Annotated in this window: 22 protein-coding genes (1 of these 22 running past the window's edge); 7 read left to right on the top strand and 15 right to left on the bottom strand. The window is 64.8% G+C overall.

Going from position 1 to position 20,612, the window contains the following annotated elements; all coding sequences use genetic code 11:
• Together ACO06O_RS12760 and ACO06O_RS12755 are read left to right on the top strand one after the other, a co-directional pair.
• Entirely contained in the window at positions 1-2,526 is a 2,526-nt protein-coding gene (locus tag ACO06O_RS12760) for an ABC transporter permease (protein ID WP_421880304.1), read from the top strand.
• A gap of 154 nt (positions 2,527-2,680) precedes the next feature.
• On the top strand, positions 2,681-3,418 hold the full coding sequence (locus ACO06O_RS12755; protein ID WP_421880302.1) for a Bax inhibitor-1/YccA family protein: 738 nt from the start codon (positions 2,681-2,683) through the stop codon (positions 3,416-3,418).
• Positions 3,419-3,498: 80 nt separating this feature from the next.
• Here the strand turns inward: ACO06O_RS12755 and ACO06O_RS12750 are convergent, their stop codons facing one another.
• Positions 3,499-3,909: a cupin domain-containing protein gene (locus tag ACO06O_RS12750; protein WP_421880300.1), complete on the bottom strand. Its 411-nt coding sequence runs from the start codon at positions 3,907-3,909 to the stop codon at positions 3,499-3,501.
• Positions 3,906-4,652: a glucose 1-dehydrogenase gene (locus tag ACO06O_RS12745; RefSeq protein WP_421880298.1), complete on the bottom strand. Its 747-nt coding sequence runs from the start codon at positions 4,650-4,652 to the stop codon at positions 3,906-3,908. The genes ACO06O_RS12750 and ACO06O_RS12745 overlap by 4 nt, the downstream gene beginning before the upstream one ends.
• A gap of 143 nt (positions 4,653-4,795) precedes the next feature.
• On the opposite strand from ACO06O_RS12745, the gene ACO06O_RS12740 reads away from it, so the two are divergent.
• Positions 4,796-6,187, top strand: a complete 1,392-nt coding sequence (locus ACO06O_RS12740) for a sigma-54-dependent transcriptional regulator (protein ID WP_421880296.1) — start codon at positions 4,796-4,798, stop codon at positions 6,185-6,187.
• Here the strand turns inward: ACO06O_RS12740 and ACO06O_RS12735 are convergent.
• The 3 genes from ACO06O_RS12735 to ACO06O_RS12725 form a co-directional block, all read right to left on the bottom strand.
• Complete coding sequence (locus ACO06O_RS12735; protein ID WP_421880294.1) at positions 6,184-6,954, bottom strand: substrate-binding periplasmic protein; 771 nt, start codon at positions 6,952-6,954, stop codon at positions 6,184-6,186. The genes ACO06O_RS12740 and ACO06O_RS12735 overlap by 4 nt on opposite strands.
• Positions 6,955-7,073: 119 nt before the next feature.
• Positions 7,074-7,754, bottom strand: coding sequence for a glutathione S-transferase family protein (locus ACO06O_RS12730; RefSeq protein WP_421880292.1), 681 nt, complete (start codon positions 7,752-7,754; stop codon positions 7,074-7,076).
• The gene (locus ACO06O_RS12725) at positions 7,751-8,185 is read right to left on the bottom strand and encodes a DoxX family protein (RefSeq protein ID WP_421880290.1); all 435 of its coding nucleotides are present in this window, start codon (positions 8,183-8,185) and stop codon (positions 7,751-7,753) included. The genes ACO06O_RS12730 and ACO06O_RS12725 overlap by 4 nt, the downstream gene beginning before the upstream one ends.
• Before the next feature lie 95 nt (positions 8,186-8,280).
• On the opposite strand from ACO06O_RS12725, the gene ACO06O_RS12720 reads away from it, so the two are divergent.
• Positions 8,281-8,727, top strand: coding sequence for a MarR family winged helix-turn-helix transcriptional regulator (locus ACO06O_RS12720; RefSeq protein WP_421880288.1), 447 nt, complete (start codon positions 8,281-8,283; stop codon positions 8,725-8,727).
• A 9-nt stretch (positions 8,728-8,736) separates the two neighbouring features.
• Here ACO06O_RS12720 and ACO06O_RS12715 read toward each other — a convergent pair whose 3' ends face one another.
• Positions 8,737-10,020, bottom strand: a complete 1,284-nt coding sequence (locus ACO06O_RS12715; protein WP_421880286.1) for a transcription antitermination factor NusB — start codon at positions 10,018-10,020, stop codon at positions 8,737-8,739.
• Positions 10,017-10,424 (bottom strand): metallopeptidase family protein, encoded by a 408-nt coding sequence (locus ACO06O_RS12710; protein WP_421880284.1) that lies wholly within the window; start codon positions 10,422-10,424, stop codon positions 10,017-10,019. Before ACO06O_RS12710 ends, ACO06O_RS12715 begins: the two co-directional genes overlap by 4 nt.
• A 49-nt stretch (positions 10,425-10,473) precedes the next feature.
• Between ACO06O_RS12710 and ACO06O_RS12705 the strand changes: the two genes are divergently transcribed.
• Complete coding sequence (locus tag ACO06O_RS12705) at positions 10,474-10,776, top strand: 4a-hydroxytetrahydrobiopterin dehydratase (RefSeq protein WP_421880282.1); 303 nt, start codon at positions 10,474-10,476, stop codon at positions 10,774-10,776.
• Between the two features lie 8 nt (positions 10,777-10,784).
• On the opposite strand, the gene ACO06O_RS12700 is transcribed toward ACO06O_RS12705, so the two are convergent.
• From ACO06O_RS12700 to ACO06O_RS12680, 5 genes are read right to left on the bottom strand one after another with little or no spacing between them, the layout of a single operon-like run.
• Positions 10,785-11,765 (bottom strand): alpha/beta hydrolase fold domain-containing protein, encoded by a 981-nt coding sequence (locus ACO06O_RS12700; RefSeq protein WP_421880281.1) that lies wholly within the window; start codon positions 11,763-11,765, stop codon positions 10,785-10,787.
• A 26-nt stretch (positions 11,766-11,791) separates the two neighbouring features.
• Entirely contained in the window at positions 11,792-12,217 is a 426-nt protein-coding gene (locus ACO06O_RS12695; RefSeq protein WP_421880280.1) for an EVE domain-containing protein, read from the bottom strand.
• Positions 12,218-12,236: 19 nt separating this feature from the next.
• On the bottom strand, positions 12,237-13,526 hold the full coding sequence (locus ACO06O_RS12690; protein WP_421880278.1) for an MFS transporter: 1,290 nt from the start codon (positions 13,524-13,526) through the stop codon (positions 12,237-12,239).
• A gap of 4 nt (positions 13,527-13,530) precedes the next feature.
• Entirely contained in the window at positions 13,531-13,881 is a 351-nt protein-coding gene (locus tag ACO06O_RS12685; protein WP_421880276.1) for a TraR/DksA family transcriptional regulator, read from the bottom strand.
• Between the two features lie 15 nt (positions 13,882-13,896).
• Entirely contained in the window at positions 13,897-15,372 is a 1,476-nt protein-coding gene (locus ACO06O_RS12680) for an MFS transporter (RefSeq protein WP_421880274.1), read from the bottom strand.
• A gap of 263 nt (positions 15,373-15,635) precedes the next feature.
• On the opposite strand from ACO06O_RS12680, the gene ACO06O_RS12675 reads away from it, so the two are divergent.
• Both ACO06O_RS12675 and ACO06O_RS12670 read left to right on the top strand, forming a co-directional pair.
• The gene (locus tag ACO06O_RS12675) at positions 15,636-16,763 is read left to right on the top strand and encodes a M14 family metallopeptidase (protein ID WP_421880272.1); all 1,128 of its coding nucleotides are present in this window, start codon (positions 15,636-15,638) and stop codon (positions 16,761-16,763) included.
• A gap of 13 nt (positions 16,764-16,776) precedes the next feature.
• A complete protein-coding gene (locus ACO06O_RS12670) occupies positions 16,777-18,552 on the top strand; it encodes an SLC13 family permease (protein ID WP_421880270.1) in 1,776 nt (591 codons plus the stop codon).
• Positions 18,553-18,564: 12 nt separating this feature from the next.
• Here the strand turns inward: ACO06O_RS12670 and ACO06O_RS12665 are convergent, their stop codons facing one another.
• The 3 genes from ACO06O_RS12665 to ACO06O_RS12655 form a co-directional block, all read right to left on the bottom strand.
• On the bottom strand, positions 18,565-19,452 hold the full coding sequence (locus tag ACO06O_RS12665) for a formylglycine-generating enzyme family protein (RefSeq protein WP_421880268.1): 888 nt from the start codon (positions 19,450-19,452) through the stop codon (positions 18,565-18,567).
• Between the two features lie 65 nt (positions 19,453-19,517).
• On the bottom strand, positions 19,518-20,138 hold the full coding sequence (locus ACO06O_RS12660) for a glutathione S-transferase family protein (protein ID WP_421880266.1): 621 nt from the start codon (positions 20,136-20,138) through the stop codon (positions 19,518-19,520).
• Between the two features lie 85 nt (positions 20,139-20,223).
• On the bottom strand, positions 20,224-20,612 hold the end of the coding sequence (locus ACO06O_RS12655; protein ID WP_421880264.1) for a peptidoglycan DD-metalloendopeptidase family protein. It continues 970 nt past the right edge of the window; only the last 389 of its 1,359 coding nucleotides appear in the window; its start codon lies beyond the right edge, outside the window; its stop codon occupies positions 20,224-20,226.

Here is a 20,612-nt window from a genome sequence, read left to right as displayed (position 1 = left end):
GTGCTGGCAACCGCTTCTCGTTTTGCTTTTCGTGAACTGCGCGGCGGCCTGAAAGGCTTTCGTGTCTTTCTGGCCTGTCTGGCGCTGGGTGTCGCCGCCATTGCCGGCGTCGGGTCCCTGGCCTCGGCGATCGAGGCTGGGTTGAAGGCCGATGGAAGGGTGCTGCTGGGCGGCGATGTCGACATCCGGCTGGTCCATGTGGCGGCCGATTCCGAAAAGGTCGATTGGCTTCGCGACAATTCGGCTGCGCTGTCGCATATCGTGGAGATGCGCGCCATGGCCATCCGCGCCGACGGGGCGGAACGGCGTCTGGTTGAAATGAAAGCCGTCGACCAGGCGTATCCGTTGAACGGTGCGCTGGTTCTGCGGGACGGCGTCGAGATGTCGGCCCTGGAACAACGCGACGGCGTCTGGGGCTTGATCGCCGCGCCGCAATTGGCGGAGCGTCTGCACCTGACAATCGGCGACCGGGTGAAGATCGGCGAAGCGCAGTTCGAATATCGCGGCGATTTCCTGGAGGAGCCGGATAAGGGAACCCAGGCATTCAACCTGGGCCCGCGCGTTTTCATTTCCATCGATGCCTTGCCGGAAACCGACCTGGAGCAGCCGGGCAGCCTCATCCGTTACCATTACCGCGTTCTGTTGCCCCCGCAGACGGCTGTCGCGGACTGGGTCGAGGCGCTGAACACGCAGTTTCCGGATGCCGGGTGGCGGGTGCGCGCCCTGGACGATGCCGCGCCCAACATTCAACGGTTCGTCGACCGGGTCGGCCTGTTCATGACCTTGGTCGGGCTGACCGCGCTTCTGGTCGGCGGTGTCGGGGTCGGCAACGCGGTGCGCGCCTTCCTGAACCAGCGTACCGGCACCATCGCGACGCTGAAATGCCTGGGCGCCCCGTCGTCGACGATCTTCGCGACCTACCTGATGCAGGTCGGCGTGCTCGCCGTGGTCGGGATCGTTCTGGGGCTGCTTCTGGGCGGGGTCGGCCCCTCCTTCGTCGTGCCGATGCTGGCCGATAAGCTGCCGGTGGAGGCGCGTGTCGGCTTCTACCCCATGCCGCTGCTTCTGGCGGCCGGGTTCGGCCTGCTGACCACCCTGGTTTTCGCGTTATGGCCCTTGGCGCGGGCCAGTTCGGTACCGGCGGCGACCTTGTTCCGCGATCTGCTGAACCCCGTCACCGCGCGGCCGGGCCCGAAAATGGCCCTGTTCCTGGCGGCCTCAGCCATCGGATTGGTGGGGCTGGCTGTCCTGTCCGCCGATCAGCCTGTCGTGGCGCTCGCATTCACGGGCGGCGCCGTGGCGACGCTGCTGGCCTTTCGTGGCGCGGCCTGGGCGGCGATGGTCGTGGCCCGGAAACTGCCGCGTCCCAGGGATACGCGTATCGCCCTCGCCCTGGCCAACCTGCACCGGCCGGGCGCCCCCACCGGCGGCATCGTCGTTTCCTTGGGGCTCGGTCTGACGGTGCTGATCGCCGTCGCGATGATCGAAGGCAATCTCTCGCGTCAGGTCTCCGAGACCTTCCGTGGCGAGGCGCCGGGCTATTTCTTCATCGACATCCAGCCGGATCAGATCGACGGGTTCCGCGAGACCCTGGACGGGTTCGACGGTCTTCAGCGTTATGACACCGTGCCGATGCTGCGCGGGCGGATCGTGGCCCTGGACGGCGTTCCGGTGGAAGAGATCACCCCCCATCCCGATGTCGCCTGGATGCTGCGCGGCGACCGGGGGATTACCTGGTCCGCCACACCGCCGGAGCGCGGCAGCGAGATCGTCGAAGGCGAGTGGTGGTCGGCGGATTATGCCGACACCGCCCGCACGCTGGTCAGTTTCGATGCCGAAGCCGCCGGCCATTTCGGGCTGGAGATCGGGGATTCGGTTACGGTCAACGTTCTGGGCCGCGAGATCGAAGCGGAAATCGCAAACCTGCGGACCATCGATTGGACCTCGCTGGGGATCAACTTTGTCATGGTCTTCTCGCCGGGCCTTCTGGAAAGCGCGCCGCAAATGTATCTGGCAACGGCCTATCTGGACCCCGACCGGGAAGTGACGCTGGAGCGCGCGGTGACGGATCTTTACCCGAACGTGTCCGCCATCCGAGTGAAGGAAGTGCTGGAAGGGGTCGACAAGATCCTGCGCGATCTGGGGACGGCGGTGACGGCCATCGCGGCGATCGCCATCGTTGCGGGCGTGCTGGTGCTGGCCGGGGCGGTGGCGGCCGGACACAGCCGCCGGATCTATGAGTCCGTCGTCTTGAAGGTCCTGGGCGCAACCCGCCGTGACATCTTGGTCGCCTATCTGCTGGAATTCGGCCTGCTGGGTCTGCTGACCGCCCTCATCGCCGGTGTGGTCGGCGGTGTCGCCGCCTATGTCGTGATCGAGGAAGTGATGCAGGCGGACTGGATTTTCGTCCCGGAAGCCGCCGCACTGACGGTCGTGGTGGCGCTGGCGGCGACGATCTCTCTGGGGTTCGCGGGGACGTGGTCGGCCCTGGGCAAGAAGGCCGCGCCGTTGCTGCGGAACGAATAACGGCGCGGGCGTGTCGGAAACCGGGAGTGCCCAGCCGAGTCCAGTTGAAATTTAGCGCGATCCCACCCATATTGACGGCGGAAAACCATCCCATGCGGCAAGGCAAATGCTGTGGGGAGAATCTTAAACGAGGGTAGAAAAGGGGCAACGAGCAATGGCTCTCAATCCGAACCGTTACGCGACCCGTGCCGGTACCGCCGACCGCGAAGAAATCGACGCCGGCCTGCGGTCCTATATGCTGCGCGTATACAACTACATGGCGCTGGGTGTCGCGTTTACCGGCCTGATCGTCCTGTTCATGGCCAGCAACCCGGCAATCATGGTGCAGCTCGCCGTCGGTCCGATGAAATGGGTGCTGTTCGCGGCGGTCATGGGAATGGGCTTCTTCTCGTCGAAGATCGTGACGATGAAGTCGACCTTTGCGGCGCATGCCTTCTATTGGGTCTATTGCGCGCTCTGGGGCGTGATGATCTCGCCGATGGTCGCCTTCTTCCTGCAGACGACCGAAGGCACGATGGACGTGGCCCGCGCCTTCTTCATCACCGCCGGCATGTTCGCGGGCGCCAGCCTGTTCGGCTACACGACGAAGAAGGACCTCAGTGGCGTCGGCCGGTTCCTGATGATGGCCGTCATCGGCCTTCTGATCGCGATGGTCGTGAACATCTTCATCGCGTCCTCCATGTTCTCGCTGATCCTGTCGGCGGCTGTCGTGCTGGTCTTTGCCGGCCTGACCGCCTACGAAACCCAGCAGATCAAGAACTGGTACATGGACACGCTGGGTGACACGCAGGTCGGCCGTCTGGCCCTGTTCGGCGCGCTGCTGCTCTACGGCAGCTTCGTGACGATGTTCATCCACATCCTGAACCTGCTGTCGATCCTGCGCAGCGAATAAGCTGACAGGTCAGACTGAAAAACAGAAACCGCCCGGCAGCGCTCTGCCGGGCGGTCTTCTATTGCGCGTACTGCCCCGGCTCAGGCGCGGGGATCGTCGCTGTGCTGCGTCCCGGCGCCTGGGGTGACGAACAGGGCGCGGGTCGGCACGGTGGTGCGGGCCGTATGCCAGGCATCGCGCGGCACCACGACGAATTGGCCCGGCGTGTCCAGCCGTGTCACCGTCTCCCGGCCGTCTGCGTAGCAGATAAAATCCGCAGCCCCTTCCAGCAGATAGATGAACTCATCCCCGGCCGGGTGAACTTCCCAAACGCCCCAATCAGCGGAGAAGGCATGTTCCGAGATGAGGACATGCCCCTCGAAGCCGCCGTAATCCGAATCGAGCTCCTGATAGAAGTTCGGTGTCGAAGCGGCTTTCAGGTCGACGGCGTGATCCGGGGTCAGAATGGCCGGTACGTCCCGCAGCGTGGGGGCTGAGGCATTGCCGGTCATATGCAGCGCCCCCCGTCCACTTCCATGCAGACGCCGGTGACCAAGGACGCGTCGTCGGAACACAGATAGACCGCCGCCCCGGCAATGTCTGCGGCGGTGGACAGGCGTCCCATCGGGATCGACGCCTTGAACATGGCCCGCTTTTCCGGCGTGTCTTCCCCCATGAAGCGTTTAAGTAGCGGGGTCTCGCCGGCGACCGGGTTGATCGCGTTGACCCGGATCTGCTCTGCCGCCAGTTCGATGGCCATGGACCGGGTGACGCCGATCGCGGCGGATTTCGAACTGTTGTACCAGACCAGTCCCGGACGCGGGCGTATCCCGGCCGTCGACGCGATGTTCAGGAATTGTCCGCCGCCCTGGGCGCGGAACACCGGAACCGCGGCATGGGCGGACAGGAACAGCGACTTCACGTTGATCGCATAGACCTTCTCGAACTCAGCCTCGTCGACTTCCAGCATCGGTCGGTTCAGATGGGTGTAACCGGCATTGTTCACGACGATGTCCAAGCGCCCGAACGTATCCGTCGCAGTCTTGACCACGGATTGCCAGTCCGCCGCGCTGGTCACGTCGGTATGGGCATAGACCGCATCGCCGCCGATCTCCTGGGCGACTTTCCGCCCGTTCTCGTCATTGATATCCGCCAGGACGACCTTCGCCCCTTCGGCGGCGAACCGATGGGCGATGCCTTCGCCGAAACCCGACGCCGCGCCGGTCACGATCGCGATTTTATCCTTAAGCCGCATGGGGCCGATCCTCCTGTTCGATATCGATTATTTTACTTCGGGGGCGGTTTTTGCATTTTGCGAAACCGCGTGATGGGTCATAATTGTGTCGGGGACGGGGCTCTGCGGCAAGGTGGATGCCGCACGGTCAAACGGGTGACTATATGCTTCCTGGCCGGCAGGTCCTGCTGATCGAGGACAACGCCAAACTGGCGGAACTTTATACCGCGCAGCTCAATGCTCAGAGCGCCGTCGTACATCATTGCGTTCAGGGCGGGGAAGGCCTGGAAGCGGCGCAGACGCTGAAGCCGGCGGTCATTCTGCTGGATGTTCAGCTTCCCGATATCGACGGGTTCGAAGTGCTGAAGCGCCTGAAGGAGATGGGCGTCTCCGCGCCCGTCGTGGTCATTACCGCCCATGGTTCGGTCAACCGCGCGGTCGAGGCGATGCGCCTCGGGGCCTATGATTTCCTGGTCAAACCCTTCGATGCCCAGCGCCTGATCGTGACCGTGGCGAATGCGGTCGAACGGCACGATCTGGCCGGAATCGTCGATGCGGTAACGCGTCCGATCTCCGGCGGGTTTCATCGCTTCATCGGCGGCTCGGCCCCGATGCAGGCGGTCTATCGCACCATCGCCGCCGCGGCGGCCTCCAAGGCCAGCGTCTTCGTCACTGGGGAATCCGGCACGGGTAAGGAATTATGCGCCCACGCCATCCATGCCGAAAGCCCGCGCCGGGGCGGGTCCTTCGTCGCCCTGAACTGCGGGGCCATTCCGCGCGAATTGATGGAATCCGAGATTTTCGGTCATCGCAAAGGCGCTTTTACCGGGGCGACCGCCGACCGCAAGGGCGCGGCGGAACAGGCCGATGGCGGGACGCTGTTCCTGGACGAAATCGGCGAGATGGACATGGATCTGCAGACCAAGCTGCTGCGGTTCATTCAAACCGGGCGCTACACACGGATCGGCGAGAATACCGAGCGCGAGGTCGACGTCCGATTCGTCTGCGCCACCAACCGCGAGCCGGGCGAGGCGATCCGCGACGGCAATCTGCGCGAGGATTTGTATTATCGCCTGAACGTCATTCCGGTGCGAATGCCGGCCTTGCGAGACCGCCCGGAGGATATCGAACCGATTGCGGCCGGCATGGTGAAACGCTTCGCGGAAGAGGAGGGGAAGCGTTTCCGTGGACTGGATAAGGATGCTTTGGATCAGTTACGGCGGCACGATTGGCCAGGCAATGTTCGGGAGTTGGAAAACACGATGCGTAACATCGTCGTCCTGAACGATGGCGATCGCGTGACCGGCGACATGGTGACGACCGCGCTGACGTCGGGCGGCCGGCGCATTCTGTCGGGCGGCGCCGGACCGGCGGCGCCCCTGGCCACGGAGATCCGCCCCCTGGCGCAGGTGGAGCGGGAAACGATCGAAGCGGCGGTCGCACTGTGCGGCGGCAACGTCCCGAAAGCGGCCGGTGCGCTGGGCGTCGCTCCGTCGACGCTGTACCGGAAGATTCAGTCGTGGCGGAACGCCGGAAACGGAGTGTCGGCGGATTAGGACCGGTCGGCGGTCGGGGCATCGTCCGCCTGGCTGATCCCGACGCCCAGGCTGTCCAGGCCCTGATTGAACAGGCTGCGCAGTTCCGCGCCGCGCCGGGTCGGGCGGAAGCAGACGAACAGGTCATGCGTGGTCAGCAGGCGATTGTTGATCTGCAGATTCTGGCGCAGAGCCGTCAGGGTCGGGTCGCGACGGCTGAGATAATCGTAAACATGCGGGTCGATGATGGCGGCGCGGATGCGCTTTGCGGCAACCATGCGGATGTTGATGGCGTCGTCGACCGATTCGATGACCGCGATCCGGTCATCGCTGACCATGGAATCGAACTGGGCCTCGTTCACATAGCCCCGCACCACGCCGAACAGATGGGGCGTCAGATCGGCGGGTTTGGACCAGGCGACCGGTGCGTCGCGGCGTTCCAGGATACCGACCGGGCTGCGGCCGATGGAGCGGCTGAACAGACAACGATTGCCCGCGGCTTCGGCGTCGATGGCGTCGGAATGGTATTCGGGCAGATAGCCGTCGAAACCGTCGCCGGTCGTGCCGGCTTGGACCGTCCTGGCCCAGGGCAGATAGACGACTTCCAGTTTCATGCCGACATGGGCCAGGGCGCGCCGGGCGGTGTCGATGCTGCGCCCGCCCAGAACGGCGGATTCGCTGCTATAGGGCGGCCATTCGAGGCTTGCCAGCCGCACCACGCCGCTTTCGGCCCGGGCGGGCAGGACCGATGCGATCAACAGCACGAACGCGATGGCAAGTCTGGGCATCGTCTTCCCCGACGGCTAGGGAGGGCCCCGATTCGCCACTGCGCCCAGGGCACCATTCTGACAGTGTGCCTTGGGCGCGTGACGGTTTGGTGACCAGCCGGTGAAAATCGCCGCAAAGTTCAGCCCGGGGCCATCGTCCGGGACAGCGCTCCACCCCGGCGGCGCAGGAAGTCGGTCAACAGGGCCGGATAGTCGGGCGACACGGCCGCGACGACGGAAGGCCTTTCCGACAAGGCCTTCCGCCAGGCCCGGGCCTTTGGCAATCCGGACGGCATGGCGGCAGCCGGAATGCGGTCCAGGACGTCGAAATAGCGGAAGATCGGGCCGTAGACCGTATCGACCAGGGAGAACTCGGCGCCCGCGAACCATGGTGCCGCATCCAACGCTTCTTCCAGGCGTTCCAGCATTTGGTCCAGCCGGGCTTTTTCGACGGTCAGCGCTGCATCGTCCGGCGCCGAGTAAACCGCGCCGATCCGGTTCAGGATCTGGGACCCGTATTCGATCCAGGACCGGTGCCGCGCACGGTCCAGCGGGTCGGACGGATGCAGGGGATGCGGCTGCGTCTCTTCGATGTATTCCAGGATAACGGCGGATTCGAAGATCGCGCTTTCGCGCCCGCCCTGTGCCACTTTCAACACCGGTACCTTGCCCAGCGGGGACAGGTCGGTGAACCAGCCCGGCTTATCCGCCAGATCGATATAAATCCGCTCGAACGGTATCGATTTCTCGGTCAGGGCGATAGCCGCGCGCTGAACATAGGGACACAGCGTGTGGCTGACGAGGGTGAGGGCGGCGCTCATCGGGCCGCCCCCGCGTCGAGGGCGGGCAGGGGATGCGAGCGGACCAGGACGAAACGGCCCTCGCCGATCAGGAAACAGGCGATCGCCATGACCGTCAGATAGGCCGGATATTCCCAACCGCCATTCGCGGCGGTGAACAGCCAGCCATTCGGCCAATGGGTCCAGGTTGCGCCGATCAGGATCGGTGTCAGCGCGAGCGCGACCCAGCGTGCCTGAACGCCCAGGATCAGCATCGATCCGCCCAGAATTTCGGTACAGACGACGATATAGGCCAGAACGCCCGGCAGGCCGAGAGACTCGAAGAACTGCGCCGTTCCCGGCATGCCATAGATCGCCAGTTTGAGCAGCGCCGAATGCGCCAGGAAAACGACGCCCAACGCGATCCGCAACAGGGCCGCGCCGATGTCTTGAACGGTTCTTTCATCCAGCATGGTGGATCTCCTTGGTAAATGCAGTTGCATCTATATGTGGATAGGTGAGGGATTGTCAATCTTGATGTAACTGCATCTATATGCCAGAATATGGAATGACCGAGACGACAGACCGACCGTCGGAAGCGACGATTCACGCCTGGGCCCGCCTTGTCCGGGTGTCCCAGGATCTTATTGGACGGGTCGAGGCCGATCTGAAGGCTGCGGGCCATCCGCCGCTGGCTTGGTATGACGTGCTGCTGGAACTGCGCCGGGCGGGGCCGGACCGTCTGCGCCCCTATCAGCTTCAGGAGCGGCTGCTGCTGGCGCAGTACAATATGTCCCGCCTGCTGGACCGCATGGCCAAGGCAGGGTTGATCCAGCGGGTACCCTGTGAGGAGGACGGGCGGGGCCACATCCTGGCGATCACCGACGAAGGGCAGGCCGTAAGGCGTGCCATGTGGCCGGTCTATGCGCGCGCGATCGCCCGTCACTTCGGCGACCGGCTGACGGCGGGGGAGGCGGAAGCGCTGATCGCACTTCTGGCGAAGCTGAAGGAATAGCCCAGGACGTTACGGGCGCTTGCGAAACCGCATGACGAAGAAACCGTCCATCCCGCCCTGATCCCGCAGCATGGCCGGATGGGTGCGCAGGCACCCGTCGGGGGTCACGGCGTCGCCGAGTTCTGTCGGCAGATCCGACCGATCGATCGGCAGAGGCTCAAGTCCCTCCAACGCCCGCACGTCATTGAAAAAGCCGGGCCCCTCCGCCGATTGCAGGGAACAGGTCGCGGCGACCAGAATACCGCCGGGTTTCAGCATCTCAATTGCGGCACTGGCCAGTCTGCGTTGCAGCGCCGCCAGTTTCTGGACATCCGCCGAACCGCGGCGATGGGCGATTTCGGGATGGCGGCGCAAGGTGCCGGTGGCGCTGCAAGGCGCATCCAGCAAGACGGCATCCGCCGGTTCGTCCGGGCGCCATTGCGTGGCGTCGGCCGCGACGATGTCGACCGTGCGGCCCAGCCGCTCCATATTCTCCCGCAGGCGCGCCAGGCGGGGTTTGGACCGGTCGACGGCGGTAACCGTGGCCCCGGCGGCGGCAAGTTGCGCCGTCTTGCCGCCGGGCGCGGCGCAGAGATCGATAACCCGTCGTCCTGCCACGTCGCCCAGCACTGTTACCGGCAATGTGGCGGCAACGTCCTGGACCCACCAGGTGCCCGCGTCATAGCCCGGTAAGGCGGCGACATCGCCCGGTCGGACCAAACGCACCGTATCCCGGCCGATGCGCGTGCCGCCCAATTCGGCCGCCAAATCGTCGGCCCGGTCCGGGCAGGTCAGATCCGTCGGCGGCTCGGCCAGATGCGCGTCGGCAATGGCCTGGGCCAATCCCTCCCCGAACTGGCCGACCCAGTCGTCGCGCAACCAGGCGGGCGTGTTGGCGTGCGCGGCGTCTTGCCGGCTCAGCAGGGCCGCCTTTTCCCGCACCGCGCGGCGCAGAACGGCGTTCACCAGCCCGGCCAGTTTTGCCATGCCCTCGCCCCGCGCCAGCTCGACGGAGGCGTCGACGGCGGCATGGGCCGGCGTTTCCAGAAACAGAAGCTGGGCCAGCCCGATCCGCAGGACATGGCGAATGCGGCGGGTACGGCCTTGCGGCGGCTTTTCCAGCAGCAGGTCGGTCAGCGCGTCCAGCTGGCCCAGACGCCGCAGGACGGTCAGCGCGATCAGGCGGGCAAAGGCCCGGTCCCGCGGCTCCAACCCGGCCGTGGCATCGGCGCATTCGTCCAGGCCGCGATCGTGCTCCAGAACCGCCTCGACCATAGTCAGGGCGGCGCGGCGGGCGGCGAGACCATCGCTCATTGTGCGTCCTCCGCGGCGTCCTCGATCGCGTGCATGTCGTCGTCGCTCAGGCCGAAATGATGGCCGATCTCATGGATCAGGACATGTCGGACCAGATGCTCGAAATCCTCTTCCTCCTCGCACCAGTAATCCAGCAAGGGGCGGCGGTAGAGATAGATCATATCGATTCCGGGCGCCGGGTCGGCGACGGATTTACGGCTCATATCGACGCCGTGATAGAGGCCCATCAGGTCGAACGGGGATTCAAGCTCCAGCGCGTCCAAGGTCTCCTGGTCCGGGAAATCCTGCACGCGGAACAGAATGTCGCCCAGATGGCGCCGGAACGTGTCGGGCAGTTCCGCCAACTGACGGTTGGCGATCGCTTCTATATCGTCCAGGCTGGGGGGCAGGGTGAATTGGGTCATGGGCCTGATATAGCCATAGTCGGGCCATAGAGCGAGAGAGGATCGAACCATGGCGACAAAACTGACGGCGGCGGAAAAGGCGTCGGCCCTGGCGGAACTGGCCGATTGGACACCGGTCGACGGCCGCGATGCGATCCAGCAGGGCTTCAAGTTCAAGACCTTCAACCAGGCCTTCGGCTTCATGACCCATGTCGCGATGCAGGCGGAAAAGCTGGATCATCATCCGGAATGGTCGAATGTCTACAATCGGGTGGATATCGTCCTGACCACCCATGACTGCGACGGGCTTTCCGAACTGGACGTCAAGCTGGCCAAGTTCATCGACAAGGCCGCGGCCCGTTTCGACGCCTGACGGGGCCGTCACATCCGCGCGCGCAGGAAGGCGGCCCCGTCCGACAGGGCGTCCATCGCGGCATCGACGCTGTGGCTCATGTGCAGATAGCCGTGCAATACGCCTTCCGCACGCCGGTAATCCACCTGCCCGCCCGCTTCCAGGACGGCATCGGCCAGGGCGCGGCTGTCATCGGCCAGCGGGTCCATCGCAACTTCCAGCACGAAGAGCGGCGGCAGATCCGTCAGATCGTTGGCCAGGATGTCGAAACGCGGATCCAACATTTTCGCCTGATCTTCGAACAGGCATTCGCGGAAGAAGGCGAGGTCGGCCGCGCTCAACCCGTCCTCTGCACCGCCCCAAAGCCGGCGCGACGCCGAATCGCGCAGGCCATAGGAGCCATAATATAGCAGGGCCGCGCCGACCGCGCCGATCCGGCCCTGGTCCTTGAGATGCATCAGCACAGTCATGGACATGTTGGCCCCGGCGGAATCCCCCGCCAGGGCGATCCGGTTCGGATCCAACCCATATTCCGCGCCATGCTGCAGAATCCAATCGGCGGCGGCGCAACATTCGTCCTGCGGTTGGGGAAACTTCGCTTCCGGTGCCAGGTGATAATCGACCCCCAGAACGCAGCAGCCGCTTTTCTGCGCCAGGATGCGCATGATGCGGTCATGGGTATCCAGATTGCCGACGATCCATCCGCCACCATGCAGATAGATCAGCACCGGGGCCGGTTCCGCGCCGCGCTGGACCGGGCGGTGCAGCCGCGCAGGGATATCGCGGTAGGGACCCGGAAGCAGCAGATCCTGGCTTTCGTCCATGATTGGCGCGTCGGTGTTCCAATAGGCGCGGTTCGCATTGTATTGCAGTCGCACCGCTGTCAGATCTTTCGGATCGGCGTTTTCCAGCCCGTGCCGAGCGACGGTTTCCGCCGCAATCCGTGCCTCGACCTCAAGGGCCGCCGCCATCTGCGGGTCCAGCCTCGGCCTGATGTCCATTTTACCCATGATGGGCTCCGCTCAGAAATTTGGGGTCAGGACGGGTCGGTTTCGCCCATCTTGCAGATCAGGGCCCAGGCGTCTTCCGGGATCGGCATGACCGACAGGCGCGACTGTTTGATCAGGGGCAGGTCGGCCAGCGCCGGCTCCGCCTTGATGTCGGCCAGGGTGACCGGTTTGGTGAAGGGGCGAATCGCCTTGATAGTGACCATGCCGAACCGGCCTTTCGCGTCGGTCGGGTCGGGATGATATTCCTCGATGACCTCGACGATGCCGACGATCTGTTTCTCGTTGACCGAATGGTAGAAGAAGCCCCGGTCGCCGATCTTCATCGCCTTCATATTGTTGGATGCCTGGTAGTTCCGGACACCGTCCCAGCCTTCGCCGACATCGCCCTTGGCGACCTGATCGTCCCAGCCCCAAGTTCCGGGTTCGGATTTGAACAGCCAGAGGTTCGGCATTCTAGGCTCCCTGAATTGATTAAGCGGTCGGCGCAGCGTAACGACGCGCCGCCAGGATGGAAAGTACGCTGCCAAGCGCCGCGTAAGCTGCGCAGAAGACCGCGATTTCGGCGACGGACCAGTGCCAGTCGAACATCCAACCCAGGATCGGCGGCGCGGCGGCGCTGGAAAACACCATCAGCGCGGTCATCAGCGCCTTGATCTCGCCCAGATACCGGGTGCCGTAGCTTTCCGCCCACAGCGCGACCTGGATGACGGATGTCATCCCCGCCGTCATGCCGGACAGGGCCATGAAAGCCGGCGCGGTCCAGTCGCCTTCTCCATAGGCCAGTATCAGGCAGCCGACGATGGTCGGCGGCAGGAACAGCGGCAGGGCGGCGGCCGACCCCTTGCGGTCGACCAGCGCACCGATCAACAGACCGGACGGGATACTGGCCAGGGCATAGAAGACGATGCTTTCGGCCCAGACGACCGTGCCCCAGCCCTTGGTTTCGGCAATTCGGACACCGTGCAGCAGCAGGCCGGTGACGATAAAGCTGGGCGCCAGCAGGCCCGGCAGGAAGATGTAAAAGCGCAGATCGCGCAGCACTTCGCGTCGCCGCCAATGCCGCGACGGCAGCCGTGACTTGCTCTCCAGGGGCGCGGTCGGGGCGCTGGGGATGGGCTTCACGGGCACATCGACTGCCTCGCTCTCGTCCAGGTCCCTCTGATAGGCCTCATAGCGCGCGCCGTGCCCCCGCAACAGCAGCATCGCGATGGGCAGCATGACGACAAGATAGATCGCGGACAGGCCATACCATGTGTCGCGCCATCCGAAGGCCGCGATGGCGGCGACGCCGACGACGGGAAAGATCGCTTCCCCGACCGGGAAACCGTAGGACCCGAAGGCGACCGCCTTGCCCCTGCCTATGCGGCTGTACCGGCCCAGACTGTGACCCATCGTATGGCTCATCAATCCCTGGCCGGTCTGGCGCAGCAGGAAGATCGCGAAGAACAGCGTGACCGGCCCGGCGACCGATCCCATCGCGAAGCAGGCGACGGCGCAGGCGGGAAGCAGGCACAAGGTCCAGCGCCGCAGGTCGATCCGGTCGATGATCCCGCCGGTATAGACGATCAGCGCTGCCGACAGCAGGGTGCCCAGCCCGTAGATCGTGCCGAACTCTCCATCCGTCAGGCCGAAATCGCGCCGAATCTCGCCGCCGGACAGAGAAATGAAATAGGTCTGTCCGAAACTGGAGGCAAAGGCGACGAACAGGCCGTAGAAGGCCAGGCGGGGATCGGCCCGCAGAAAATCCAGGGCACCGCGCATGGGATCAGGATCCGCCCACGCAGTCGACGCAGGTTTGAATGGCCGGGTCCAGTTCCAGCCGCTTGACTGGAATGTCCTCATCACAGACGGCGCAGAGGCCGTAATCGCCATTGTCGATCCGCGTCAGGGCCGCGCGGATTCGCGATTCCTCCGCCTTCCGGCGCTGTTCGGTCGCTAAGGCCATGGCCTGCCCCTGCAGGGCGTCCATCCGCGACAGCCGTCCGACGGATTGCTGGTCCAGGGTTACGGGCGCGCGGGAATCCTTGGTCGACACGTCCAGTGCGGCCAATTCCGCCAATCGGTCTTCCAGCAGTTTACGGAACCGGTCCAGGTCGAGGGGGCTATCGTCACGCATCGCCTGTCACGCCTATCACGCGCCGGGCGGCCTGTCTTGTCCCTTCGCGTCACGGGTGTCGGGATTGTCGGTCGCATTCTCCGTGTCGTCCGGCAGGTCGTCCCAGGTTTCGGGTTGCGCTTCCGCGTCCGGTTCCGAAGGTTCTGGGGCGGGAGGGGGCGCGTCCCCATCGATCAGATCCGCATCTTGCTGGGTCTCGGGCCATTCGACTTCCGGATTCAGGGCGGTCGTCGCGACGACTGTCATCCGCGCGTCGACGGCGACGAAATTGCCCTGATCTTCCGCCGCAATGGCGGGGCGCCGTGTCATGCGGTACAGGCCGAAGACGACGAAGATGATGTTGACCGCGATCAGGGCCCAGAAATAGCCGGGCGTCCCCAGCAGATCCATGGCCAGACCGGCGATGCTGGGACCGACCATCGCACCCAGACCGTTCGCCATGATCAATGTCGAACTGGCAGCGACCATCTGTTTCGACGTCAGGTGATCGTTGGTATGGGCGATGCACAGGGAATAGAGCGGCAGCGCCATGCCGCCGAACACCAGCCCCACCAGCAACAGGACATTCGCGTCGTTCCACAGGTTGCCGCCGATATCATAGAAGCGCTGATAGGATTGGAGCTGGTTCAGCGCGGCGGGATCCTGGAAAAACAGCCCGAACACCCCGACCCCGACGCAGGCCGCGACGACGCAGACGATGACGGTGCGGCGGTCGAAAATGTCCGACAACTTGCCGATCGGCCAGGTGAACAGAAAGCCGCCGACGAAGATTGCCGTCATGAACAGCGACGCGAATTCGGTCCCGTACATCTTGAAACCGTAGGCCGGGCCCATGCCGATCAGGATGCCGGCCGTCATGCCGACCAGAACCATGCCGATCGTGCCCAGCGGCGACACTTTGTAGAGTCGCAGGGGGCCTAGCGATTCCGGCGCTTCGAAGTCCGGCGCCCGCGCGGCGGAGACCAGGACCGGGACCGCCGCCATGGAAATCAGGACGGAGACCACGGTGAACAATTCAAAATTGGCGGGGTCGTAGAGGTTCAGCAGCAACTGCCCGCCCGCGACGCCCAGGGAACTGACGACCAGATAGATCGCCAGCATCTGCCCCCGCGTGTCGTTGGTCGCCCGCTCGTTCAGCCAGCTTTCGACGACGATATACAGGCCCGCGTAAGCAACCCCTGTCAGGACCCGCATCGCGGTCCAGACATAGGGATCGATGAACAGCGGATAGATCAGAATCGTCAGGGAGGCGAGGGCGGTCAGCGCGCCGAACACCCGAACATGACCGACCCGCGCCATCATCTTCGGCACGATGATGGAGCCGATAAAGAAGCCCAGAAAGTATCCGGCCATAACCAGACCGGTCAGGCTGTTGCCGAAATTCTCGACCTGGGTGCGCACGCCGACCAATGAGCCGCCGAGGCCGTTGCCGATCATGATCAGCGTCAGGCCCAAGAACAGGGCCCAGCTCAATTTCAGGGCGGTCATCATGGCGCGGCCCTTTCTTTAGCAAGTGTCGATCCGAAACGCGGCGGCCATATGCGCGTTCATGCACGCGGACGCCAGCAAAATATTCGTGTCGGCCGATCACAATTCTCGCATCACCGGACCGACGGAATGCCGGCAGCGAATCCGGCGCACGGCGCAGGCCATTGAAACCGTTCCGCCTGACGGCCACCTGGGACGAGGGCTTTTCGATTTCCGCGCCCCGTCCTATCGTGCCACCGGCCGCGTCTCGTCCGACAGGAGCATCCATGCATATTTCCAGTAACTTCGACTCCGGTAACATCGAAATCGTCTCGGCGGAAGACCCGCAGGACATACGCCTGCGGATTCGTCCGGATGTCGGGGAAGACGCCTTCTTCCAATGGTTCCATTTCCGGGTCAGCGGCGTTGCCGGGGAATCCCTGGTGATCCGTATCGAGAATGCGGGCGAAGCCTCTTACCCGGCAGGGTGGGACGGCTACCGTGCCTGCGTGTCCGGCGACCGGGACAGTTGGGTCCGCACCGACACGGACTATCAGGACGGCGTGCTGACGATCCGGCACCTGGCGGAAGTGGATTCGCTCTATTTCGCCTATTTCGCACCCTATTCGCGCGAACGCCACCGCGATCTGATCGCCGCCTGCCAGACCCAGCCGAACTGCCGGCATGCGGTGCTGGGCGAAACGCTGGATGGTGAGGAGTTGGACCTTCTGGTCATCGGCGACGGCGATCCCGCCAAGAAAAGCGTCTGGGCGATTGCCCGCCAGCATCCGGGCGAGAGCATGGCCGAATGGTGCATGGAGGGTTTCCTGACCCGTCTGTTGGACCGCAGCGATCCGGTCGGCCGCGAGATCCTGGCCCGCGCCAATGTCTACGCCATACCCAATATGAACCCGGACGGCAGCCGCCGCGGTCATCTGCGGACCAATGCGGCGGGCATCAACTTGAACCGCGAATGGGACAAGGCATCGATGGAGAAGAGCCCCGAGGTTCTTCTGGCGCTCAAGGCCATGGACAATGCCGGCCTGCATTTCTGCCTCGACATGCACGGCGACGAAGGTCTGCCCTATAATTTCATCGCGGGTGCCGACGCGGTGCCGTCGGCGACGCAGAAGATGATCGATCTGCGCGTCGCTTACGAGGCGGCGCTGCAACGCGCCAATCCGGATTTCCAAACCAAGCACGGCTATCCGAAGGCCGCGCCGGGCAAGGCCAATCTATCCATGTGCTCCGCGCAATTGGCGGAACGGTTCGGCGCCCTGTCCATGACGTTGGAAATGCCGTTCAAGGACAATGCCGATGCGCCCGATCCCGTGAACGGCTGGTCGATCGCCAGGAGCCGACTGATGGGCGCGGCCCAGCTCGACGCAATTTATGCCGTGATCGACGATCTTTGAGGACTGAACGATCGTGACGCTGGACCAAGGTTTGATTCTGGGTCTTTTGGGGGCCCTGCTGGGTCTGTTTATCTGGGGCAAGTATCGCTATGACTTGGTCGCGTTGACCGGCCTGCTGGCGGCGGTGCTGTTGGGGGTGGTGGAGCCGGGGCAGGCGTTCGACGGATTCGGCAATCCGGCGGTGATCACCGTTGCCCTGGTCCTCATTCTCAGCAAGGCCCTGTCGGCGTCGGGGGCGATCGACCCGATCGCGCGGATCGTCCAGCGCGGGGCCGGCACGACGCCGGGCCATATCGGCGCGTTGGGCGGAACCGCGGCGCTGCTCAGCGGCTTCATGAACAATGTCGGCGCGCTGGCCATGCTGATGCCGGTTGCCCTGCAATCGGCGCGCAAGGCGGAACGGCCCGCGCATCTGCTGCTGATGCCCCTGGCCTTCGCGTCCATCCTGGGCGGCATGCTGACGCTGATCGGCACGCCCCCCAATATCCTCATCTCCGCGATCCGGGACCGGACCCTGGGCGACAGCTATGCCATGTTCGATTTCGCGCCGGTCGGCGGTCTCGCCATGCTGGCGGGGCTGATCTATCTGGTCGCGGTCGGCTGGCGGTTGATCCCCGCCGGGCCGAAAGGCACCGGCGAAGGCAATTTCGGCGTCGACGTCTATACGGCCGAGGTCAAGCTGTCCAAGACGTGCAAGGCCTATGGCAAGACCATCACCGAGCTGGAGAAGATGAGCGAGGATATGGACGTCGTGATCGCAAAGCTGATCCGGCGCAGCCGCAATTATCCCGCCCCGCCCCGGCACGAACCCTTGCGCGCGTCGGACATACTGATCGTCGAAGGCGCGGCGGAGGAAATCGACCGCTTCGTCGCCGAACTCGAACTGTCGCTCAGCGGCGGCGGCCCCAGCCTCAAGGAAATCCTCAATTCCGGCGACGCCGCCGCCGTCGAACTGGTGGTGCAGGCGGGATCGCTGCTAGAAGGGCGGACCGTGGCCCAGATGCGCTTCGGCCCGCATTACCGCGTCGCCCTGCTCGGCGTCGCGCGCAACGGTCGGGCACACCGGGGACGCCTGAAGGACTTTCAGTTCCGCGCGGGCGACATCCTGTTGCTGCAAGGAGCGGCCGACGAACTGAACGCGGCGGTTGCCCGGTTCGGCTGTCTGCCGCTGCGCGAGCGGGATCTGAGCCTCGGCCGGCGCGGCCGGGGACAGATCGTCTTGGCGTCCTTTGCTGGGGCCGTTGTCGCGGCGGCCTTGGGCGTCGTGCCGCTGCCCATCGCTTTCGGCGTTGCGACGGTGGCGATCGTCATTTTCGGGGTCGTGACCCTGCGCGAGGTCTATGACAGCGTCGACTGGCCGGTGATTGTGCTGCTGGGCGCGCTGATCCCTGTCGGCGGGGCCATGGAATCGACCGGCGCGACGGGGCTGATCGCAAACGGTATCCTGTGGAGCACGGAAGGCCTGCCGGTCTGGCTGATTATCGGGCTGATCCTGGTCGCGACCATGACGCTCAGCGACGTTCTCAACAATGCCGCGACAACCGTCGTCATGGCGCCGATCGGGCTCGCCATCGCGGATGGGCTGGGCCATGCGCCGGACCCCTATCTGATGGCGGTCGCGGTCGGTGCGTCCTGCGCCTTCCTGACGCCGATCGGCCACCAGAACAACGCCCTGGTCATGGGGCCGGGCGGTTATGCTTTCGGCGACTATTGGCGCGTCGGCCTGCCGCTTGAGGCGATCATCGTCGTGGTGTCGGTGCCGGCCATTTTGCTGTTCTGGCCGGTCTGACGGCGGCGGGGATCATTCTCGCTCGCGTACCAGTCGGAAGCCATTGGTCGCCCACCGGTCGCCGATCGGGTTTGCGCCCCGGTTCGACGGGCGCAGATGCTGCGGCGCGGCTGCCCAATTGCCGCCGCGCATGATGCGATAGCGGCAATCCCCATCCAGGCGCGGCGCGCCCGACGGGGCCGCGCCCTCATGGCTGGGGGTATAGCAATCGGCCGTCCATTCCAGGGCATTGCCCAGCATGCCGGTCAGGCCGAAAGCGTTCGCCGGATAGGCCCCGGACGGGGCGGTGGCGGGGTGCGGGTCGCGGCAGGCCGTGTTGCGGTATTCGAAACTGCTCTCCATCGCCGCCCCGTTCGCGACGCCGCAGAGCGTCCCGGGGGCGGCGATCCCGTCCGTGCCCGCCTTGGCGGCATATTCCCATTCGGCTTCCGACGGCAGGCGATAGCGCGCCCCGGTCTTCCGGCTCAGCCAGATGGCATAGGCCTGGGCGTCCTCCGCGTTGATACAGACGGCGGGGTGATCCGGCCCTTGCTCGAAGCCCGGATTGCGCCAGTCGAATCCGGGTTGCGGCTTCCAGGTCAGGCCATCGTAGACATAACAGGCATCGCCCGCCGGATAGCCGCTTTCCGCGATGAAGGTTTCGAATTCCGCACGGCTGATTTCCGCGACCGTCATGCCGAAGGCATGGGCCAGGGCAATGGATTGCTGCGGCCCTTCCTGGGGTGCCCGCCCCGGTTCCTCGTCGGGCGAGCCGATAAGGAAGCGGCCGGCGGGGATCGACACGACTTCGGGACAAAGGGGGCAGTCCCGGAACGGCTGGTCGGCCGCGTAGACGGGTGCGGTGCCTAGCGCCGCCGTCAGCAGAATTGCACGCCAGAATGTCCGCAAATGCCGTTCCACGGTTTCCGTCCAACAGAAAGCCAGAGGCTATCCGCCCAACCTGTTCCGGGCAATGCGGGCGGCGATCACCTTCCCGGGAAGTGGCGCTGCCAAAGATCGGCGATGGGGGGATGGGTGCGGACGGCTTCCTGCACGGCATCGACCCGGGGGCTGTCCAGCGGATCGCGGTACCAGACACGCAGCATGGCCAGATAAATGTCCGCCATGCTCATCTCCGAACCCAGCATGAAGGCCCGCGTGCCCAGAAGGCCCTCCACCGTACGGAACCCGCGCTGCATATGTGCGCGGCCCGCTTCCTTGACGCCGTCGATCCCGTTCGCGTCGGTCGTATACCGGTCGGGATAGTAGAGGCGCAGATCGCCCTCGTAGATGTTGATGGTCATGAAGACCATCCAGCGCAGGAATTCCGCGCGGCCGGAACTGGCAAGCGGCGGGGCGAGACCCGCCTCCGGGAAGCTGTCCGCCAGATGGATGGCCATCGCGGCGGATTCGGTCATGACCGTCCCGTCTGGCAGGATCAGGGCCGGCACCTGGCACCAGGGGTTCACCGCCCGGAAGGCGTCGCTGAACTGTTCGCCCTTCTTGGTGTCGATCTCGATCGTCTTGTAGTCGGCCTTGGCCAGAATCAGGCCGGCCTCGACCGCATAACCGCCGGATCCGGCGTGACCGTAAAGTGTGTAGGACATGGGGGACCTTCCCATCGTGGCGCCGCCGAGGCGGCCAGGAGACGGCCGGAAGGATAGTCCGGCGCGCCTCGGTTCGGAAGGGGGGTTAGTCGACGATCTGGGCGACCTGGGTGCGCGGTTCGATCGCGGCGTATTGCTGTTCGATTTCGGCGCGGACCCGCTCGAACCGGGCCAGCTCCGCCCCGGCCAGCGTCTTGCCGGTCGGCAGTTTGACGCCCAGCGGGTTGGTCTGGCGGCCGTTCACATGGACCTCGTAATGCAGATGCGGTCCGGTCGACCGGCCGGACGTGCCGACATAGCCGATGATCTGGCGCTGATCGACCCGGGCGCCGGGTTTGACGCGGCTGTCGATCCGGCTCAGATGCGCATAGGCCGTCGAATAGGTGCCGTTATGGCGGATGCGGATATAGCGGCCGTATCCGCCGTTCCAGCCGGCGGCTTCCACCACCCCGTCGCCCGCCGCATAGATCGGCG

The organism is Pacificispira sp. (assembly GCF_965228185.1).
Taxonomy (GTDB): Bacteria; Pseudomonadota; Alphaproteobacteria; order UBA8366; family Aestuariispiraceae; genus Pacificispira.
The sequence above is the reverse complement of the archived record's forward strand: the minus strand, read 5'-3'. Positions and strand labels throughout refer to the sequence as shown.